Origin of the sequence: Chromobacterium piscinae, assembly GCF_021129175.1 — a bacterium.
GTDB lineage: Bacteria > Pseudomonadota > Gammaproteobacteria > Burkholderiales > Chromobacteriaceae > Chromobacterium > Chromobacterium piscinae.
In genome coordinates this window covers 1-19,488 of the sequence record NZ_JAJOHV010000093.1, presented here as the reverse complement: position 1 = coordinate 19,488, position 19,488 = coordinate 1, and the positions used below count along the sequence as shown (strand labels likewise).

The window sequence follows — 19,488 nt, the reverse complement described above, 5'->3', positions numbered from 1 at the left end:
GGCCAGCGCGGCGGCGAAGGCCGGCTCGAAGCTGGCCAGCCGCGCGTCGCCGCCGTCGAACGATTGGGGCGAAAACGGCTGCAGCGGGTGGCGCAGCGTCAGCCGCGCCGCCATGTCCTCGCCGCACATCGCCGACAGCGTGTCCAGCAGCTCCGACACCAGCGGCGACGGCGGCAAGGGCTCGCCGCTGCGCGCCGACTGGCCGACATAAGAGAGATACAGCCGGCCGCGGGCGGACAGGATGGCTTCCAGAAACAGGTAGCGATCGTCGAAGCGGCGCGAACGGTCGCCGCGGCGCGGATTGCGCGCCACCAGGTCGAAGCTGACCGGCCGCTCGTCGCGCGGATAGGCGCCGTCGTTCATGCCCACCAGGCACAGCGCCTGGAATGGTATCGAGCGCATCGGCACCATCGCGCAGAAAGTCACGCCGCCGGACAGAAAGCCCTGCGCCGACGACGAGGACAGCTTGCGCAGCAGCCAGTCGCGCGCCACTGCCAGGCCCACCGGCTGGCCGAAGCCGGCCAGATCGGCGTCCTCGGCCAGCTCGGCGAAGGTTTCGCGCAGCAGCTCCAGCGCCGCCTCGTCGTCGCCGTCGGCCAGGAACAGGCAGTCGCAAGCCTGGTGGAAGCGTTGCGCCCATTGCTGCGGCGCGGCCGGCGTCGACCACTTGCCGGCCAGCGCGTCCAGCGCATCGTAGAAATCGGCGAAACGCGCCAGCGCCTCGCCCAACTGTCCCTGGGCGGCGGTGTGCGGCAGCAGGCCGGCGAACAGTCCGGCGTCATCCCCGGCCAGCGCCGGCGGCAGCACGGTGCCCAACAGCAGGCGGTCCAGTCCCCAGCGCCAGGTATAGGCGGCTTCGGCCGGCAGGCCCAGCGAGGCCTTGTGCGCGGCGTCGCGCCCCCAGCGGATGCCAGCATCGCGCACCCAGTCCTGGATGAAGGCGAGATCGGCGTCGGCCAGGTCGAAGCGCGCCAGCAGCGCCGGGCAATCCAGCAGCGCCAACACCTCGTCGGCGGCGAAGCGGGAATCGGCCAGCTTCAAGGCGGCGGCGAAAGTGGACAGCAGCGGCTGCTCGCGCTCGACGCGGCGATCGGCGATGCTGTACGGGATGTTGGGCGCGTCGTCGCGGCGGCCGAACACCGCGTCGATGTACGGCGCGTAGGCGTTGATGTCCGGCGTCAGCACCGCCACGTCGGCCGGGCTGAGCCTGGGGTCGGCGGCAAACATCGCCAGCAGCCGGTCCTTCAGCGCCTCCAGCTCGCGCATCGGGCCGTGGCAGGCGTGCACCTCCACCGAATCGTCGGCCGGGTCGAAAGGCCGCGGCAGCTGCGACGGATCGTTGAGCTCCAGGATGTCGCGCTGCAGCCGGGCCAGCAGGCTGTCGCCCTTGGGCGCGGCGAACAGCGGCTTGGCGTCCAGCTCGGCGTCCTCGGCGATCAACTCGAAGAAGTCCCGCCCCTGCTTGCCCAGCGACGACAACAAGGGATGGCCCTGGGTGGCGAACAGGTCGCCGGCCTGCCGGAGCTTCAGCATCCGGCGCGTGTCGACGATGTCGCCCCAATAGGCCTCGCACGGATTCAGCGTGAACAAGCAGACGTCGGTCAGCTCGGCCAGCCGTTTGACCAGCGCCAGATACATCGGCGCCAGACTGGCGATGCCGAACAGCGTCACCCGCGGCGGCAAGTGCTCGGGCTTCAGCTCGGCGAAGAACTGGTCCAGCATCCGCACCCGGTGGCGGCCCGGGTCGCTTTCGGCCAGCTGCCGCCACAACGCGGCCTGCCAGGCCTCGTCCTCGCCCAGGCCCAGCAGCTCGTCGGCCTCCCAGGCGCGGATCCAGTCCGGGCGGAACACCAGGTACTGGTCGAAGATGTCGGCGATCTTGCCCGCCAGCTCGAAGGCCGCGGCCTCGCCGCCCTCCAGATAATGCAGCACCGGACCGAACGGCTCGCCCTCCAGCGTCGGCAGCAGCGCCAGCAGCCGCCAGGCCAGCACCTCGGGCACGAAGGCCGACTTGCGCGGCAAGTCCGGCATCACCTGCTGCATCAGCTGCCAGGCGAAGGCTGCCGGCAACGCGAAATCGATATTGGCGGCGATGCCGGCCTTGCGCGCCACGTCCAGCGTGATCCAGCGTCCCATGCCCCGGCTTTGCACGATCACGGTTTCCGCCGCGAACGGATCGGCCAGCGGCATCGCCTGGGTCATGCCGCAGAACAGCTCGCCCAGTTGCTCGAGACGATTGGATTGATAGAGAAACAGCATGGAATGGTGCGCGCGCGCCTGGATGCGGATATGGCCGGATTGTAGCATCGCGCGGCGGCCGGCCGGGGAACCGGCGGCGATTGACGCCCATCAATGCCCGCCCCGAGCGGATGACATTCAATACAGCCATGATAATGACATTTCGCTTTTCCGCCCCGACCCGCCGCCCCGCGCTCGCTACAAAACGCCGGCCGCGCCGTGTACCATGGCCGGCATCGGCGCGCTGCGCGCCTCAACCGTCGGACCGCCATGTATCCCTACCTGATCGTCAAGCACGCCCACATGGGCTTCGCCTATCTGTCCATCCTGCTGTTCGCCGCCCGCGGCGCGCTGGTGCTGGGCGGCCGCGGCCACTTGCTGCAGAACAAGCCGCTGCGCATCCTGCCGCACGTGATCGACAGCCTGCTGCTGGCCTGTGCCATCGCGCTGGTGGCGATGGGCGGCTGGCCCATTCTGCAAAGCCCCTGGCTGCTGGCCAAGATCGCCGGCCTGATCGCCTACGTGGCCCTGGGCACCATCGCGCTGCGCGGCTCCACGCCGCGGCGGCGCGCGGCGGCCTTCATCGCCGCCTTGCTCACCGTGATCTACATCGTGCTGGTGGCCAAAACCAAACTGGTCATGCCGCTGCTCTGATCGGTCCCGCCGGCTTGACTGCGCCGGCCGCGGCTTCTAGGACACAGTAGGGACGCGCGATGCAGCCCTTTATCCCGTCCCTGCCCCCGGAGCCCGCCGCCAGATGAACCGCGACCTTCCCACCGCCTGCCGAAACCGCGGTTTTTCGCTGCTGGAGCTATTGATCGCGCTGGCGGTAGTGGCCATCCTGGCCAGCATCGCCATCCCCTCCTACCAAAACTATACGCAGCGCAGCCGCCGCAGCGACGCGCTGGACGCCTTGTACCAGCTGCAGCAGGCGCAAATACGCTACCGGGGCTTTCACGCCGAATACGCCTCGCAACTGGCGGACCTGAAAACGCCCTACGCCAGCGGCGTCAGCGCCCAAAAGCATTACCAGCTGGAAACCGGAACCGGCAGCAAACCCGCGTCCGACTTCTACGTCCAGGCCACGGCCAAGCCCGTCGGCGCCCAGGCCGGCGACCGCGATTGCCAGACCATCACGCTCACCCAGCGGCAGCAGACCGTCAGCCTGACGCCGCCCGCCTGCTGGGGACGATGATGCGCGGCGCGCAGCGAGGCGTCACCCTGATCGAGCTGCTGGTGGTGCTGGCCCTGGCCCTGATCCTGCTGACCCAGGCGCTGCCGGCGCTGGGTCGCTGGATCGCCCGCCAGCAGCTGCAGGGCGCGCTGGACGACATCGACCGCGGACTGCAGCTGGCGCGCAAGAGCGCCGCCACCCGGCAGAAAAAGATCTGGGTGACCTTCCGCCGCGACGGCGCCGCCTGGCTGCTGCGGGTATCGGAGAGCGATGCGAAGGATCCATGCGACACCGCCCGCGACTTGCTGTGCGTCGGCAGCGCCGAGCATGCCGGCATCGCGCTGGAAATGGCCGATCCGCTGCCGCTGCAGCTGGTTTTCACGCCGCTGCGCGGCCTGCCGGAAACTCCTGGCGGCGCCATGATTGGCGGACTGCGGCTGCGGCTCAGCCGCTCCGGCTGCCGGCCGGCGGATCTGCAGTTGCTGCCCACCGGCCTGGTCATCGTCGACGAGGCCAGATGCCCATGAGACCGGCGCGCGGCATCACCCTGCTGGAGCTGTTGATCAGCATGACCATCGGCCTGTTGCTGCTGCTGGTAGTGTCCGGCCTGCTGGTCAGCCTGCTGGGAGAGCAAAGCCGCGAACGCCGCCAGGCGCAGCTGGGCGCGATGATGGACGCGTCGCTGTCGCTGATCGCGATGGACCTTCGCCGCGCCGGTTTCTGGAGCGGTTCCGGCGCGGAGGAAGACAATCCCTACCGCGAACTGTTCATCGAGCGAGACGGAAGCTGCCTGCTCTACGGCTACGACAATCCGGCCACGCCCTCCGCCACGCCCAGCCTCCGTTATTTCGCCTTCCGCTTGGAAGGACAGCGCATCCAGCGTCGCAGCAGCGACAAAGCCGGCTGGAGCTGCTCCGCCAGCAGCGGCTGGGACGATCTGAGCAAACCCGGCATCGGCGTCGTCGACGCGCTGCGCTTCAGCCCCGAAGCCGGCGGCGACGCGATCGGCATCGCCGTCAGCGCCCATGCCGCCAACGGCCTGGAGGAGGAAAGGCTGGACATCCACACCAGCGTGACGCTGCGCAATCACCCCAAGGTGGCGGCAAGATGAGCCGCCGCCACGCCGGACTCGCCACGCTGTTCGCGGTGCTGACGCTGCTGGCGATCGCCAGCCTGGTGTTGCTGGCGGCCTCGCGCCAGCTGGTGCTGATCCACGCCAACGCGCAAAACCAGCATCGCTACCACCAGGCGCTGGACAATGCCGAGGAAGGCCTGCGCCAAGGCAGCCAGGCGCTGGCAAACGGCCAGTCTCTCCCGGCGGATAACGACCGCTTCTCGCTCACGCAGCAGGCTATCGCCCCGGATCGCATGCGGCTGCGCAGCGCTGGCAACTACGACGGCCATCGCGTCACCGTGCAGCGGGACTTCCTCCAGAGCGGCAACCAGGGCGGGTCGAGCAGCGCGCTGACCCTGGTCGGCAACCTGGATCTGAGCGGCGCCATCAACCTGATCGGCGACAAGCCGGTGGAAATAACAGTGGACGGCGCGGTGACGCTGAGCGGCTCGGTAGACGGCATCGCCACCCTGCAAAGCACCGGCGACATCATCGTCACCGGATCGCAAACCATCAATACCCTGTACTCCAACGGCAATATCGAACTGGGAAACGGCCGCTACCAGACGGTGAAGGCGCTCGGCAACCTGACGCTGCGCGGCGACGCGGCGATCGGCGCGCTGGCGCGGGTCAACGGCAAGGCCGCCTTCCTCAACAGCTCGGGCGTCGCGCCGGCGGTGGCTCGGGCCGAGGTGAAGGGCGATGTGGACATCGCGATGGGCGGCGCCCGCTTCGGCCAACTGGATGCCGAGGGCAAGGTCGACATCCGCCAGATCGGCGCGCTGGACGCGCTGCGCGCCGAAGGCCACCTGAACGTGCAAGGGTGGGGCTCGCCCATCGCCGCCACCGTCGCCGGCTCCGCCAGCTACAACGCGGGCAATCCCGACATCCGCGTCGCGTTCCAGCCCGGCCTGAAGCTGAATCTGCAGCCGGTGCCGCCTCTGGAGGTGAAGCGGCCGCGGCTGGACGCCTACGACTACCGCGGCCAGGCCCACTACGTGTTCACCCATGCCGCCGACGGCGGCGTGCGGGTGACGGTGCGCAAGATCCACGGCCTGGCCGACGGCGAATACCGGCTGGGCCGGGATCCGGACAAGCAGCTGCCCAACTACTTGTGCAGAACCACCGACGCCAACGGCGTCTGCCGCGCGCCGGCGACGCTGATCTGCAAGGGGCATTCGCCGCAGAACGACTGCTTCGCCGGCAGCCGCCCAGGCCAATGGAAGCTGGACGGCGTCACCTTCGCGCCCGGCGTGCTGTGGTTCGACGGCGACCTTGAGGTTGGCAACGGCACCTACCACAACACCTTCATCGCCAGCGGCAACATCGCCACCAGCGGCCAGCACGTCAGCTACGCGGTCAATTACGCCGGCGCCGTCGGCATCTGCGCCAATGCCGACTTCCCCAGCCTGTATCCGGAAGACGACTGCCGCGGCGGCGCGTTCAAGGGCCGGCCGGTAGGCAACGCGGTGTTGCTGGCCGGCGGCTACGTCGGCAAGCGCTTCCATGGCGGCGACATCACGCTGGGCTCGTCCAGCCGGGTGTTCGGCAATGTCTGGGCCGGCAACCAGCTGTTTTCCAGCGGCAGCACCACGATACACGGCTACGTCAGCGCGCTCGCCCAGGCCGGCGGCCAGGGCGCGCGGCCGCACCAATGGGGAGCCAGCACCACGATAGACCTGCGCGGACTGCCCGACTCGTTCCGGCCGGACGGCCCGCCAGACAACGGCGGCGGCCAGAGCGGCGGCGGCCGTTTCAAAGCGCTGTCCTACAGCTGGATGGACACATGAAGACCCGAGTCCCGCGTGGTTTCACCTTGCTGGAAATGATGATCAGCCTCTTGGTGCTGGCCATCGGCGCGCTGGGCCTGCTGCGGCTGGAAACCCAGCTGCTGCACAGCCAGATCGCCGCCAACGATTACAACACCGCCACCAATCTGGCCCAAGCGGCGCTGGAGCAGCGGAAAACAAACCAGCCCGCCGACTGCCGCCAGAGCAGTTACGCGCCGGCCGCCGCCAGCGGCACCCTGGCCCGTTTCCGCTGCCGCGGCAACGATAGCGGCCCCACCGCCCAGGTGGACGTGAACTGGACCGACAGCGAGGGCGAAAGCCTCACCCTGAGCCTGACCGCTCCGAAATAGCGCGCCCGGCGCTCCTTGACCCAAAACAAGGGCGGCCGGACGCCCATCTGCTACTGTCCCCGCATTTCCCCTACCCGTGATTATCCGATGCCAGCCAGTCAGCAACTGCCGGAACTGGTGTGCCCGGCGGGCAGCCTGCCCGCGCTCAAGGCCGCCGTCGACCATGGCGCCGACACCGTCTACTTCGGCCTGAAAAACGACACCAACGCCCGCAACTTCGCCGGCCTCAATTTCGACGAACACACCGCCCGCGTCGGCATCCGCTACGCGCATGACCGCGGCCGCCAGGTGCTGATGGCGATCAACACCTACGCCCAGGGCGGCGACATCAGCCGCTGGCGCCGGGCGGTGGACCAGGCCGCCGACCTCGGCGTCGACGCCGTGATCCTGGCCGACCTGGGCCTGCTCGACTACGCCAGCCGCCGCCATCCCGAGCTGCGGCTGCACTTGTCGGTGCAGGGCTCGGCCACCAACCACGAGGCGATCCGCCTCGCCCACGAGCTGTTCGGCGTGCGCCGCGCGGTGTTGCCGCGCGTGCTGACCCTGGAGCAGGTCAAGAAAGTGATCGAGCAGAGCCCGGTAGAAATAGAAGTATTCGGCTTCGGCAGCCTGTGCGTGATGGTGGAAGGCCGCTGCCTGCTGTCCAGCTACGCCACCGGCGAATCGCCGAACAGCCACGGCGTCTGCTCGCCGGCCAAATACGTGCAATGGCAGAACACGCCGTCCAGCCTGGACGCGCGCCTGTCCGGCATCCTGATCGACCAATACGGCCTGGACCAGCCCGCCGGCTACCCGACGCTGTGCAAGGGCCGCTTCGACGTCCGGGGCGATACCTATTACGCGCTGGAGGAGCCCACCAGCCTCAATGTGCTGGCGGTGCTGCCGCAGTTGCTGGACATGGGCGTGGCCGCGATCAAGATCGAAGGCCGCCAGCGCAGCCCGGCCTACGTCGCCCAGGTGACGCGAGCGCTGCGCGAGGCGCTGGACGCCGCCGGCCGCGAGCGGCACCGCTTCATGGTGCTGCCTGCCTGGCAACAGGCGCTGAACAAGGTGGCCGAAGGGCGCCAGCAAACGCTGGGCGCCTATGACCGGCCCTGGAAATGAGCCGCCTCATGGATACCCGCATGAATCCCATTCCCATGAAACTGTCGCTCGGCCCGGTGCTGTTCTTCTGGAGCCGCGACGACATCCTCCGCTTTTACGCCGAAGCCGCCGAGTGGCCGCTGGATACCCTGTACCTGGGCGAAGTGGTATGCGGCCGCCGCCAACAGCTGCGCAGCCAGGACTGGATTTCACTGGCCGCCGATCTCGCCTCCACCGGCCGCGAGGTGGTGCTGTCTTGCCAGGCGCTGATCGAGAGCGAGTCCGATCTCAAGCGGCTGCGCAAAATGGTCGACAACGGCCAATTGGCGATCGAGGCCAACGACCTCGGCGCGGTGCGGCTGGCCAATGAAAAGAAGCTGCCCTTCGTCGCCGGCACCCACCTGAACATCTACAACGCCGACACGCTGGCGTTGATGTCCCGCCTCGGCGCCTACCGCTGGCTGCCGCCGGTGGAAATGGGCCGCGACACGCTGGCCGCGCTGCTGGAAGCCGCCCGGGGCCAGCAACTGGAGATAGATACCGAAGTGTTCGCCTGGGGACGGCTGCCGCTGGCGCTGTCCTCGCGCTGCTTTACCGCCCGCCATTACAACCTGAACAAGGATGACTGCCAGTTCCGCTGTCTGGAGCACCCGGACGGGCTCAGGCTGGACACCCGCGAAGGCCAGCCCTTCCTCGCCATCAACGGCATCCAGACCATGTCCGACGGCTGCCATGCGCTGCTGCCGCGCCTGGAAGAGCTACACGCCGCCGGCGCGGGCCGGGCGCGGATCAGCCCGCAGGCGCAAGGCACCGAAGCTGTGGTTCAGGCCTTCCGCCAGCGGCTGGATGGCCAAGACGGCTCCGGCTCGCTGCTGGACGGCCTGCGCGCCCAAGCCCCGGGCGAACTCGTAGACGGTTACTGGCGCGGCCAGGCCGGCATCCAAGCGCTGGAGGAGACCCACTGATGCGCGTTCCAGAATTGACCTTCCCCGCCGCCGGCGCCCGGCTGTTGTCGCGGCTGCCCTCCGCGCCGCCCAGCCGGCTGCTGGCCGCCGCCCTGAATCTGCTGAAGAAACGCGGCGTGCTGCCGGTGGACATGGCGCTGCTGGACGGCAAACGCTTCGAGGTTCACGTCAAGGATGCCGGGTTGCGGCTGGGCTTCGCCGCCAACGGCGACGCCTTCGTCGCCAGCCGCGGCGAGCCTGATTTGCGCCTGGCCGCCAACGGCTGCGACTTCGCCCGCATGATGCTGCGCGAGGAAGACCCGGACACGCTGTTCTTCCAGCGCAAGCTCTCCATTGAAGGCGATACCGAGCTGGGCCTGATCATCAAGAACCTGCTGGACAGCGTGGACTGGAGCCAGACGCCGCTGGCGCGAATGATGGCGGCCTGAGCGGCCGCTTGCCCCTGCCAGTGGGATGGGCTAGCAAGAAAATAGTCCGCCACCCACGCAGGGGCACCATGAATCCCTGGCCGTTCAGCGCCCGCCGCATCCGCAAGGAACTGACCCTGATCTTGCTGCTCAATCTGGGCTGCTATCTGCTGTTCATTCACTGGGATCTGTTCGAGAAGCTGGATGTCTGGCTGCATCAGCACCCGGCCTCGCAACTGGACGAGGTGCTGTTGCTCAGCTTCACGCTGGCGCTATCCATGACTTGGTTCGCCATCCGCCGGCTGCGGGAGGCTCGCCAGCTGCTGAAAGCGCTGCGCCGCCAGGCCGAGCGAGACGACATCACTGGCCTGGCCAACCGCCGGCGCGCCAACCAGGCGCTGCAGCGAGAAACCGAGCGCAGCTGCCGCTCGGGCCGCCGCTACTCGGTTCTGCTGATCGATCTCGACCACTTCAAGCACATCAACGACAGCCATGGCCATCTGGTCGGGGACAAGGTGCTGCAGCGCTTCGGCCAGGTGCTGCGCCAGCGGGCGCGCCAGTTGGACACCATCGCCCGCTGGGGCGGAGAGGAATTCATCATCGTCTGCCCGGAAACCGAACAGGACGGCGCGCTGGCTCTGGCCGAAAGCATCAGCCAGCTGCTGCGCGAAACCGACTTCGATCCGGCGCTCCGCGTCACCGCCAGCATAGGCGTGGCGACCCTGGCCGACGACGACACACCGGACAGCCTGGTCCACCGCGCCGACATCTGCCTGTACGCCGCCAAGCAAGCAGGCCGGGACCAAGTGGTGGGAGAAAACCATTCCCCCGCCGCGCAGCCATGAAAAAACCGGCGCCGCGGCGCCGGTTTTCTTCGCATGGGAAAAGGCTGCTCAGAGCGCGCCCACGCTCTGCTGCAAAGCGCTGCGCTTGGCCGACAGGTCCAATCCCGGCAGATCCGCCATGATGTCTGGATGGTCCGCCAGCTTCTCCACCACGTAATCGACGAAAACGCGGGTACGCGGCGCGATATGGTCGCGGTGCGGGAAGCAAATGTAGATGGAACGCTCCAGCGACACCATGTCGGTCAACACCGGCTCCAGCTCGCCGCTGCGGATCAGGTGCACCACCTCGTGGCCCGGCAACTGCGCGACGCCCATGCCCAGGCGGGCCAGCTCGGCCACCGCCTCCATGTCGTTCAACGTGTAGGTTCCATTCACCTCCAGCGGAATGCGCTCGCCCTTGCGGTCGAACTCCCACTTGAACAGGCGACCGGAAGTCGGAAACTGGAAGTTGATGCAATCATAGCCGCTCAGTTCTTCGGGAGCGGACGGCCTGCCGTGGCGGTCCCAATATTCGGGAGAGGCCACCACGTACAGCGGCATCTGCGCCAGATTGCGCGCCACCATGCGGCTGTCCGGCATCATGCCGGTACTGACGCCGACATCGTAGCCATCCTCTATTAGATCGCTGAAATGGTCATCCAGGCCGAAGAACACCCTGATCTTGGGGTAGCGTTCGCAAAACTCGCCCATGATGGGCAAAATGAAGCGGCGGCCGAAGGAGTTGGGCATGCTGACGCGCAGATGGCCGGCCGGCTCGTCGCGGCTGGCTTTCAACTGGTTGATCGCCGAATCCAGATTATTGACCGGACCGCGGCACTGCGCGTAGAAGCGCCGGCCGTCTTCGGTCAAAGTCAACTGGCGGGTAGTGCGATTGAACAACCGCACCTCCAGTTCCTGCTCCAAGCGGGCAATGCTCTGGCTGATCGCGGCCGGCGAGACGCCGAGCTTGCGCGCGGCATCGGAAAAACTGCCGTTCTCGGCTGTGGTCATGAAGACCATGAGTGCTTTTAAGGTATCCATAAGCGGGGCGATTCCTGAAGCGATCCATGCTGTTTTGCCTGATTGATTGGTCCGGCGAGCAGTCGAATCGTTCACAGAATTGAAGCTATTTATTAAAACAGCTTACATCAATTCTGCATGATATTAAAGAATATAGTTTAATCTCATATACTATCCACCACTTTGGCCGCGTCGACTGCCTACCCTACATCCCCGATGTTTGCCAGCCGCGTCCTCGAACGGGCACCGCTGGCTTATCAATTATTTTATGCGATCCAATTATGCGCTTTAAAGCGTTCGCTTGCCAGAATTTATTAGCCATCACTTACAATTTATGCCATGTGGGTGAATAAAAAATGCGACATACTTGCCCTACTAGACATCCACCGCCCCTCCCCACAGAAATATAAGAATAACATTATACTCAGCCAAAACATGTACTTGTCATTGCCAGTGCAAATCAATATCACTGTTTTACAATTCAAAAAAAGTCAAATTCTTTTCCCCTATAAGCATGTTTCTATTTGTAACGAATGGCGTTATGACAAACAAAATGATGAATTATCAGTAATTTTCCTAGGATTCATGCTCTTACAAATTTGGTATACTCAATGACGAAAAAGCAACAATTCATATGAATTCAAATCCGCAGGGTCTTACATGCAACAGGCATGTGGGGTACTATCTGCGGCACACAGAACCAAGAACAAGGAAGACCCGCTCATGGTGACTTCAAAACCCATCAATGCAAGACCGCTCCCGGCCGGACTCACCGCGTCGCAGCAATGGACATTGCTGGAATGGATTCACATGGCCGGGCACATCGAAACCGAAGGCGAGCTCAAAATCTTTTTAGATACGGTTCTCGCCCAGACGCCGTCTGATCGCATCGTCTTAGCTCTAGGACGTCTGAACAATCAGAACCAGATACAGCGATTGGAACGTGTGCTGAACGTCAGCTACCCTTCGGAATGGTTGGAACAGTACATGAAGGAAAACTATGCGCAACATGACCCTATCATGCGCATCCACCTTGGCCAAGGTCCAGTAATCTGGGAGGAGCGGTTCAACCGGGCCAAAGGCGCAGAGGAGAAACGTTTCATTGCTGAGGCCGCGAGCAATGGCATGGGCAGCGGCATCACCTTCAGCGCCGCGTCAGACCGTAACAATATCGGCAGCATTCTGTCTATTGCAGGTCGCGAGCCAAGCCGTAATGCAACACTGGTTGCCATGTTGAATTGCCTCACCCCACATCTGCATCAGGCTGCCGTACGCATCGCGAACCTTCCCCCCGCCTCTCCCAGCAATATGCCCCTCTCCCAGCGGGAATACGACATTTTCCACTGGATGAGCAGGGGCAAAACCAACTGGGAAATCGCTACGATCTTGGACATCAGCGAGCGGACGGTCAAATTCCATGTCGCTAATGTGATCCGCAAGCTTAATGCGAACAATCGAACTCATGCGATTGTTCTTGGAATGCATCTGATGCAATCCTCAACCGCAATGAGCGAATGACCTCTGGATTCATTGCACTCCAGTCAAAATAGCCCGCCATAGACAGCACGCCACCACCTAACGGCCGCGGTATTCCCAGCGGCCGTACCGGGAGACCGAGCGACACCAGCCGCCGGTACATACAAGGTTCAACCACAAAATACATCCATCGAATATCATTCCAGCTTGCCCACTGCCATAGAGCGAAATAAAGCAGCCGAGAAGCTGCGCTACGCTCCACGCCACTGAGCTTGCCCGTATCCATGGCAAATCGTGAAATTTCCGCGCTATCTCCCCCCTTCCTCAGTTTTTCCCCAGCGACAAGCAAAGTGGAAAAATCCCTCTCAAGCATGTAACGCTCGCTGCCTGGGGTAAAGCGGACGGAACCAACAACATCCCCAGCCCGCGTAATGGCTAGATTAGCGGAGCAAGCATCATACTCATCCCAATCTAGCCCATCGGGACTAGCTGGCAGCCACTTGAGTCGATCTCGAAACACTCTATGCCGGAATGACATCAGTTGAACCATGACATCATGAGCATGAACACGGTCTAAAATCATACCTTCCGACTCCAATGCGAAGAATTTTTCCACAACGCCTCCCTGATTTGTTAGTTGTAAGTGCAATGCACTGTAAAACCAGTAGGCAACTCCGAAATCTGGTCTGTTGGTCAGTTACTTCGCTATGGATATAATCTATATTTAGAAGTTTATTATTTAACCGTGCCAGTTCCCTTCAGTACCTTCCGGCACATTGTCTATTTTTTGTTACATTAGTCATTTTCACCTCCCCACCATACCAACCATGACCGCCTTCACCAGTTGCAATCCCTCTTCCGGCGAAGTCTGCTTCACCCGCCCCTCCTGGAACATGCCAACCCTGGAGCAAGGCCTCCTGCAGCTGCGAACTGCTCAACGCGCCTGGGCAGCCCAAGGAGTGGGACAACGCGCCGCGGCATTGTTGCGCCTGGCGGATCTGCTGTCCCAACAGCGCGAAGCGCTGGCAGATCTGGTGACGCTGGAGGTGGGCAAACGCACACCCGAATGCCTGGCGGAGATAGATAAGTCCGCGCAACTGATTCGCTACTACGCAGAACTGGCGCCGGAACTGCTGCAGTCGCTGAACATACCCACCCAGGCCAGCCGCAGCGGCGTAGCCTTCGAGCCTCTGGGCCTGGTGCTCGCGGTCATGCCCTGGAACTATCCGGTATGGCAGGTGCTCCGCTTCGCGATCCCAGCGCTGATGTCGGGCAACGCCTGCCTGGTCAAGCCGGCGCCGTCGGTGCCGCAATGCAGCCAGTTGCTGCTGGACATCGTCTTGCAAGCCGGCATCCATGTCCTGGACATGGCCTGGATCGAAACCGAACTGGTGGAAGAGGCGATCCGCCAATGCGACGCTGTCGCCTTCACCGGCTCCACCCAGACCGGGCGCGTGATCGCCTCGCTGGCCGGCCGGCACCTGAAGAAAACCGTGCTGGAGCTGGGCGGCAGCAATCCCTTCATCGTGCTTGCAGACGCCGACATCCAGGCTGCCGCGCGCGACGCCGCCAATTCCCGCTTCCGCGACGCCGGCCAGAGCTGCAACGCCGCCAAGCGGATGATCGTGGTGCCTGAAATCGCCGACGCCTTCGTCGGCGCCTTCTGCGCCGAGGCGGCCAAGCTGCGCGCCGGCGATCCGCGCGATCCGGCCACCACCTTGTCGCCGCTGACCCGGGCCGACTTGCGGGAAGCGCTGCACGCCCAGGTGCTGGACGCCTGTCATCATGGCGCGGAGTTGAAGCTGGGCGGACAGATGCCGCACACGCCGGGCTTCTACTACCCCGCCACCGTACTGGACCATGTCAACTCCAACTGCCGCATCTACCACGAAGAAGTGTTCGGTCCGGTGGCCGGCATTCTGCGCGCCGCGGATGAGGCCGACGCGATCCGGCTGGCCAACGACACCCCATTCGGCCTGGGCGCCAGCATCTACAGCGCCGACAATGACCGCGCCTGGACGCTGGCCCGACAGATCGAAGCCGGCAGCGTATTCATCAACCGCCACACCAGTTCCGATCTGCGGCTCCCCTTCGGCGGCGTCAAGGCCTCCGGCTATGGCCGCGAGCTGTCCGAATTCGGCCTGTACGAATTTGTCAACGTCAAAACCTACTGGCAGAAGTAGCCGGACAAAAGAAAAAGGGGCCAATGGCCCCTTTCTGTTTTTCGCAACCCGCGGCTCAATGCAGCCGCGCCACGCTTTGCGACAGCGGAATGCCCGCCTCTTTCAGACAATCGGCCAGATCGCGCCAGCACGCGTCGCGATCGGGCGCCACATCCGGCACCACCAGCCACGGCACGCGGGCGGCGATTTCATCGCTGCCCTTCAGCCTCAGGCCCACTTCGTAGCCCTGGATCTCCGGCTGGTATTCCGCCACCGCCTCCAGCTTCTCGATGCCGCCCTGGCTGGTCGCCAGCAAGGCCACCGATATGCCCAGCCGCTTGCGGTTCCAGGCGCGCATGCCGCTGGACAGCGCCTCCCACCACGGCAGCGGCGCGAACAGCTCGGCCTCGCCGTATTCCATCTCGGCGGCGACCGCCTGCTGCACCAGCGGCATCGATGCGTCCAGCGCGCGGCGCGCCAGGCGGCGCGCGCGTTCCGGCGGCAGGGCGCCGCGTTCCACCAGGAAGGGGATCCAGCTCATCACCAACTGCGGCTCAACCGTCTTGCGCGCCGCGTCGAAGGTGGCGCGCGACGATTCTGGGTCCAGCGGCGCGAAATCGCAGCCGGCATCCATCACCGGCGCCAGTTGCACCAGATCCTGGCAGGCGCGCTCATTCAGCATGTCCACGGTGAACAGCGTCGGCGAAATCCACAGAATAGATTTTTCCGGCACCTCCAGCGCGTCGGCCAACGCCACCTCCAGCGACTCCAGCCGCGGGAAGTGCCACCAGACGCCGCCCTGGCTGCGAGAAAACGCGAACGGCAGCGCCCACAGCTCGAACGACATCACATTGCCGTCCTTGCGCATCACCTCGGGGAAGGCCACCGCGTCGCGCGCGCTGTTCACCAGCAGTTGGCGCGCCGCCGGCTCGGACACCAACGACAGCTGCGCTTCGGTGAACACCGCCTGGTCGCCGGCCAACAACGCCATTTGCACCGCTGCCGCCAGCTGCGCCCCCTCCATCGGCTTGCCCACCGCCTGGCGCGCCTGCTCCGCCAGCTTGCCTACCGCCAGCTGCCGCTCCGCCGGCGGCAGCGGCTTGGTCGGCCCGATGCGCATTTCGCGCGGCTCCGGACCGGCCGCGTCGCGATCGGCATAGGCCTTGTGCAAACGCTGATAGACGCGCATCGCCTCGTCGCAAATATCCTGCAGCTCGCCTACGCTGGGCTCGATTTCGTCGTAGAAATTGAAGTCGAACAGCCTCAAACGCAGATTGCAGACATAGACGGTGAGGCTTTCCTCCTCGTCATACAGCATCGCGCTCGCGAGGCCATCGCGTTCGCGGCCAGGAAAGTCGGTATCGTCATTGCCCACCAAGCGGCAGACAAAGGCGGGAGATTCTGTATGCATCAGGTACTCGGCGCCCTCCAAACCCTGCTCGTCAACGGCGTCACCGAAAATGAAGCGGTTGGGCAGGTAGGGTTCGCCCCGAATACGGGCATTGCGCGGCAGGGATTTCATCAGGCGACACTATCTACGTTTACAAGCGCCTATTGTAGCGCCGCCATCCTCTGGCTTGAAGCCTGCCGCGCGATTTACTACTGCGCCGCAACAATCCGCGCCAAACTGGTCCGTTGCCGGCCGCCGGCATCAAAGTTGCCCTCATCCAGCCAGGCCTCAAGCGCCGCCCGGCGCGCCGGCCACTCATGGTCCAGGATGGAAAACCAGGCCGTGTCCCGGTTGCGCCCCTTGTTGACGCGGGCCTGGCGGAACAGGCCTTCGAAGGTGAAGCCCAAACGCAAGGCGGCCTGCACCGACGGCGCGTTCTGCGCGTCGCATTTCCATTCGTAACGGCGGTAGCCAAGCTCGAAAGCATTGCGCATCATCAGATACATCGCCTCGGTGGCCAGCCGGCTGCGCTGCAGGCGGGGCGAAAAATTGAGAAAACCCACCTCGATGCTGCCGTCAGCCGGCGCGATGCGCAGATAGCTGCACAGGCCGATCGCCGCGCCATCGCGCGCGTCGACGATGGCGTAGAACTGCGGGTCGTCCAAAGCCGCGTTCGCCGCCATCCATTGCTGCCAATCCTCCAGATGAGAAAACGGGCCATGGCTGAGATAGGTCCAGTTCGCGCCGCCCGGCATCCGATGCAGCTCGTCGAACAGCTGCGCGCCATGGCTCTCCAGGCTCAACGGCTCCACCCGGCAATAGCGTCCGGCCAACAGGCTGCGCGGCGGATGCCGCGCCCCCTCCCACTCAACCGCCATTCCTACCATCTGGCCATTTGCGTTCGCTTCCGCCGGTTGCGCCAGCGCATCCCAATCAGCACGCATCGCACACCTCCTTGCCGCAACCCGCATCGCGGGTGGTGGCATAGCCGTCGCGCTTCCACCAATCCAGGCCGCCCTGCAGCTCCTTCACCTTGAATCCCAACTTCGCCAGTTTCAGCGCGCCCTTGGTCGAACCGTTGCAGCCGATGCCGTCGCAGAACGCCACCAGCGTGATATCACGCGGCAGGCCGGCGGTGCTCTCCATCGTCATCAGCCGATGCGGATGGCTGAGCGCGCCGGGGATGGTTTCATGGCCGAATGCTTCGGCGCTGCGGGTATCGATCAAAAGCAGCGAGCGGCCACCTTCCGCCAGCGCTTGCGCCACATCGGCGGCATCGATCTCGTAAGCCAGCTTGGCTTCGTAAAACTCCTGTTGGCTGATCATGGGGCCCGTCCTTCTGCGTGCATGGAATACTGTTATGCTAAGTTCAAAGTCATCACCAGAAAAGCTCCACTTAAACCATTTTAATGGAACCACTTTGAGCAACGATTGGATAGTCGATTACCTGCAGCCCCGGCTGACGCGCAATGGCTCGGAGCATTTGTCCCGTCAGCTTTATCGTCAGCTGCGCGAATTGATACGCTTGCGCCGGCTGGCCGGCGGCAGCGCGCTGCCCGCCAGTCGCACGCTGGCGCAGACGCTGCGGTTGGGCCGCAATACCGTGCTTTCGGCTTATGATCAGCTGGCGGCCGAAGGCTATCTGGAAAGCCGCCACGGCTCGGGCACCTATGTCTGCGAGGCCTTCGGCCACGCAGCGCCCCAATCCGCCCGCGCCGATGCTCTCCCGCGCCAGCTTTCCCTCCGCGGCCAAGCCCTGGCCAATGCCAGTCGTTTGCCTGCCCGCAAACTCGGTGCCTTCGTGCCGGGCCAACCCGAACTGGAGCTCTTCCCCCACAAGCAATGGCGACAATGCTTGAATCGGCGGCAACGGAGCGCGCCGCTGGCATGGCTGCACTATCAGCATCAAGGCGGATTGCCCGAGTTGCGCGCCATACTCAGCCAATACCTGCATTTGACGCGATCGGTCCGCTGCCAGCCGGAACAAGTCGTCATCGTTCCCGGCGCCCAAAGCGCGCTGACTTTACTGGCCCAGCTGCTGGCCGAGCCCGGAGACACCGCCTGGATAGAAGAGCCGGGCTATACCGGAGCGCAGGCCGCCATGCTGGCCGCCGGCCTGCGCTGCCAGGCCGTCCGAGTCGATGAGCAAGGACTGCGTCCGGATCCGGCCGCCGATCCGCCGCGCCTCATCTATGTCACGCCCGCCCACCAGTACCCGACGGGCGCGGTGATGAGCCTGCCGCGACGGCTGGAACTGCTGGCACAGGCCCGCCGCCACGACAGCTGGATCGTGGAGGATGATTACGATGGCGAATTCTGCTACTCCTCGGCGCCGCTGGCCGGGCTGCAAAGCCTGGATCAGGATGGCCGCGTGATCTATGTCGGCACCTTCAGCAAAGTGATGTTTCCCGGCCTGAAGCTGGCCTATCTGATACTGCCGGCCGAACTGGTCGATCCCTACCGCCGCTGCCAGGCCAGACTGCAAGGCGAGGGCAGCTACCTCCAGCAGGCCGCGGTGGCAGACTTCATCGAACAGGGCCACTTCGCTCGCCATATCCGGCATATGCGAGAACTGTACCAGCGACGCCAGCAACTGCTGCGACACGCGATGGAACAGCGTCTCGGCTCGGCCCTTCCCCTCCATGGCGGCGATGCCGGCATGCATCTGCTGGCGGAGCTGCCGGATGGCTTCGATGAGTGGGAGCTGCAAGCGGCGGCGGCGGAGCGCCAACTGTGGCTGCGCCCGCTGGCCCGCCATTTTCTGGATACGCCCTACCGCAACGGACTGGTATTGGGTTATGCCGGCATCGCCGACCACGCGATGCGCCCTGCCGTGCAACAATTGGCGGACTTGCTGGAAACGAGACTGAAATGACAAAACCGACGCTGCTGGTCAGCTCCTGCCTGCTGGGGCAGCCCGTACGCTACGATGGCCAATCCAAACCATTGTCCAACCCGCCCTGGACAAGCCTGAGACAACGCTTTGACCTGATCCCAGTCTGTCCGGAATGCTTGGGTGGACTGCCTACGCCCAGGCCCGCCGCCGAGATTGTCGGAGGAAACGGCCGCGATGCATTGGCCGGCAACGCCCGCATCCAGACCGCAGACGGCGATGACGTCAGCGCCGCCTTCATCGCCGGCGCGGAACGCGCCCTGGATGCGGCCCTGCAGCATGGCTGCGCCCAGGCGCTGCTCAAAGCCAACAGCCCCTCCTGCGGCAACAGCCGGATTTACGACGGCAGCTTTTCAGCCACGTTGCGCGATGGGCAGGGCGTAGCCGCCAGCCTGCTGGAACAAAATGGCATCACCGTCTGGAATGAAACCGAAATCGACAGGCTGCTGGATTCCGAGCCACCGCAAACAGTTTGACTGACCGGCGAGGCCCCAGTCGCCGTCAGCAAACCGCTCGAGCGGATGCGAAGCCCGCCAATGGCCGCCCACAAACGCCGCAGCCCCGCCGGGGTTCGGTCGGGCCTGCTTCGGAGGATGCGTCGC

At 64.7% G+C, this 19,488-nt stretch carries 20 protein-coding genes; 14 read left to right on the top strand and 6 right to left on the bottom strand.

Annotated features, from left to right (window positions below; genetic code table 11):
- The coding region (recC, locus tag LQR33_RS20375; RefSeq protein ID WP_231470228.1) for an exodeoxyribonuclease V subunit gamma at positions 1–2,259 on the bottom strand (2,259 nt) is incomplete at its 3' end.
- A gap of 249 nt (positions 2,260–2,508) precedes the next feature.
- Here recC and LQR33_RS20370 point away from each other — a divergent pair.
- The 10 genes from LQR33_RS20370 (at position 2,509) to LQR33_RS20320 (ending at position 9,966) form a co-directional block, all read left to right on the top strand.
- On the top strand, positions 2,509–2,892 hold the full coding sequence (locus tag LQR33_RS20370; protein ID WP_221666954.1) for a SirB2 family protein: 384 nt from the start codon (positions 2,509–2,511) through the stop codon (positions 2,890–2,892).
- Between the two features lie 103 nt (positions 2,893–2,995).
- Positions 2,996–3,433 carry a type IV pilin protein gene (locus LQR33_RS24275; protein ID WP_269326297.1) on the top strand — a complete coding sequence of 146 codons (438 nt, stop codon included), beginning with the start codon at positions 2,996–2,998 and terminating at the stop codon, positions 3,431–3,433.
- The gene (locus tag LQR33_RS20355; RefSeq protein WP_231470226.1) at positions 3,361–3,939 is read left to right on the top strand and encodes a GspH/FimT family pseudopilin; all 579 of its coding nucleotides are present in this window, start codon (positions 3,361–3,363) and stop codon (positions 3,937–3,939) included. Before LQR33_RS24275 ends, LQR33_RS20355 begins: the two co-directional genes overlap by 73 nt.
- Positions 3,930–4,523: a PulJ/GspJ family protein gene (locus LQR33_RS20350; protein ID WP_231179305.1), complete on the top strand. Its 594-nt coding sequence runs from the start codon at positions 3,930–3,932 to the stop codon at positions 4,521–4,523. The genes LQR33_RS20355 and LQR33_RS20350 overlap by 10 nt, the downstream gene beginning before the upstream one ends.
- Entirely contained in the window at positions 4,520–6,316 is a 1,797-nt protein-coding gene (locus LQR33_RS20345; protein WP_231470224.1) for a FapA family protein, read from the top strand. The genes LQR33_RS20350 and LQR33_RS20345 overlap by 4 nt, the downstream gene beginning before the upstream one ends.
- Positions 6,313–6,666, top strand: a complete 354-nt coding sequence (locus LQR33_RS20340) for a type IV pilus modification PilV family protein (protein ID WP_166440051.1) — start codon at positions 6,313–6,315, stop codon at positions 6,664–6,666. Before LQR33_RS20345 ends, LQR33_RS20340 begins: the two co-directional genes overlap by 4 nt.
- Positions 6,667–6,753: 87 nt before the next feature.
- Complete coding sequence (ubiU, locus tag LQR33_RS20335) at positions 6,754–7,770, top strand: ubiquinone anaerobic biosynthesis protein UbiU (RefSeq protein WP_231470222.1); 1,017 nt, start codon at positions 6,754–6,756, stop codon at positions 7,768–7,770.
- Between the two features lie 20 nt (positions 7,771–7,790).
- The gene (locus LQR33_RS20330) at positions 7,791–8,714 is read left to right on the top strand and encodes a U32 family peptidase (protein WP_221663661.1); all 924 of its coding nucleotides are present in this window, start codon (positions 7,791–7,793) and stop codon (positions 8,712–8,714) included.
- Entirely contained in the window at positions 8,714–9,142 is a 429-nt protein-coding gene (gene ubiT, locus LQR33_RS20325; RefSeq protein ID WP_166440054.1) for a ubiquinone anaerobic biosynthesis accessory factor UbiT, read from the top strand. The genes LQR33_RS20330 and ubiT overlap by 1 nt, the downstream gene beginning before the upstream one ends.
- Before the next feature lie 68 nt (positions 9,143–9,210).
- A complete protein-coding gene (locus tag LQR33_RS20320; RefSeq protein WP_166440055.1) occupies positions 9,211–9,966 on the top strand; it encodes a GGDEF domain-containing protein in 756 nt (251 codons plus the stop codon).
- 48 nt (positions 9,967–10,014) lie between these two features.
- Here LQR33_RS20320 and LQR33_RS20315 read toward each other — a convergent pair whose 3' ends face one another.
- On the bottom strand, positions 10,015–10,986 hold the full coding sequence (locus tag LQR33_RS20315) for a LysR family transcriptional regulator (RefSeq protein WP_269326296.1): 972 nt from the start codon (positions 10,984–10,986) through the stop codon (positions 10,015–10,017).
- 702 nt (positions 10,987–11,688) lie between these two features.
- On the opposite strand from LQR33_RS20315, the gene LQR33_RS20310 reads away from it, so the two are divergent.
- A complete protein-coding gene (locus LQR33_RS20310) occupies positions 11,689–12,483 on the top strand; it encodes a LuxR family transcriptional regulator (RefSeq protein WP_166440056.1) in 795 nt (264 codons plus the stop codon).
- Here LQR33_RS20310 and LQR33_RS20305 read toward each other — a convergent pair.
- Positions 12,407–13,057: an acyl-homoserine-lactone synthase gene (locus LQR33_RS20305; RefSeq protein ID WP_231470218.1), complete on the bottom strand. Its 651-nt coding sequence runs from the start codon at positions 13,055–13,057 to the stop codon at positions 12,407–12,409. The two genes, LQR33_RS20310 and LQR33_RS20305, sit on opposite strands and share 77 nt — an antisense overlap.
- Before the next feature lie 211 nt (positions 13,058–13,268).
- Here LQR33_RS20305 and LQR33_RS20300 point away from each other — a divergent pair, with 211 nt between their 5' ends.
- Complete coding sequence (locus LQR33_RS20300) at positions 13,269–14,624, top strand: aldehyde dehydrogenase family protein (RefSeq protein ID WP_269326295.1); 1,356 nt, start codon at positions 13,269–13,271, stop codon at positions 14,622–14,624.
- 55 nt (positions 14,625–14,679) lie between these two features.
- On the opposite strand, the gene LQR33_RS20295 is transcribed toward LQR33_RS20300, so the two are convergent.
- The 3 genes from LQR33_RS20295 to LQR33_RS20285 all read right to left on the bottom strand — a co-directional run bounded on the left by LQR33_RS20295 (position 14,680) and on the right by LQR33_RS20285 (position 17,319).
- Positions 14,680–16,125, bottom strand: coding sequence for a hypothetical protein (locus LQR33_RS20295; RefSeq protein ID WP_166440059.1), 1,446 nt, complete (start codon positions 16,123–16,125; stop codon positions 14,680–14,682).
- Positions 16,126–16,202: 77 nt separating this feature from the next.
- Positions 16,203–16,937 carry a GNAT family N-acetyltransferase gene (locus tag LQR33_RS20290; protein WP_166440060.1) on the bottom strand — a complete coding sequence of 245 codons (735 nt, stop codon included), beginning with the start codon at positions 16,935–16,937 and terminating at the stop codon, positions 16,203–16,205.
- Positions 16,927–17,319, bottom strand: a complete 393-nt coding sequence (locus LQR33_RS20285) for a rhodanese-like domain-containing protein (RefSeq protein ID WP_166440061.1) — start codon at positions 17,317–17,319, stop codon at positions 16,927–16,929. Before LQR33_RS20285 ends, LQR33_RS20290 begins: the two co-directional genes overlap by 11 nt.
- Before the next feature lie 94 nt (positions 17,320–17,413).
- Here LQR33_RS20285 and pdxR point away from each other — a divergent pair, with 94 nt between their 5' ends.
- Both pdxR and LQR33_RS20275 read left to right on the top strand, forming a co-directional pair.
- Positions 17,414–18,868 (top strand): MocR-like pyridoxine biosynthesis transcription factor PdxR, encoded by a 1,455-nt coding sequence (gene pdxR, locus LQR33_RS20280; protein WP_166440062.1) that lies wholly within the window; start codon positions 17,414–17,416, stop codon positions 18,866–18,868.
- Positions 18,865–19,362: a 2-thiouracil desulfurase family protein gene (locus LQR33_RS20275; protein WP_221663665.1), complete on the top strand. Its 498-nt coding sequence runs from the start codon at positions 18,865–18,867 to the stop codon at positions 19,360–19,362. Before pdxR ends, LQR33_RS20275 begins: the two co-directional genes overlap by 4 nt.
- Positions 19,363–19,488 lie beyond the last annotated feature (126 nt).